1 protein-coding gene is annotated in these 375 nt (G+C 59.5%); it reads right to left on the bottom strand.

The genetic code is table 11. The features are described 5' to 3' along the window. A partial coding sequence (locus ACE04F_RS21685) for a hypothetical protein (protein ID WP_486109865.1) occupies positions 1-375 on the bottom strand: 375 nt, incomplete at both ends.

Here is a 375-nt window from a genome sequence, read left to right as displayed (position 1 = left end):
GTACACCAGCTTGCTGATCCGCCGGCCCAGCGGGTCGTAGCCAAACACCACCCGTTGGCGCAGGGCACCGTTCTGTTGATGCACGCCGATCAGTCTGTGTTCGGCGTCGTACTCGAAGCGCTGAATGCGGTTGCTGCCAATACGCTTTTCGCTCAGCCGCCCAAAGCGGTCATAGCGATAACGTTTGTCCTGATACACATGCACCCGGTTGTGCTTGATCAGGCCGTTGACCCGGTAGCCGTCGAACAGGTTACCGGCCGGGTCGTAGTTGAGGCTTTCGATATGCTGGCCCTGCTCCCCAGGATTGGTGCGGTGCATGCTCTGGAACTGCTCGACGGGGTTGTAGCCGTATTGCGCGCTGCCTTGATAGGACTT

The organism is Pseudomonas sp. AGC41 (genome assembly GCF_057334555.1).
The sequence above is the reverse complement of the archived record's forward strand: the minus strand, read 5'-3'. Positions and strand labels throughout refer to the sequence as shown.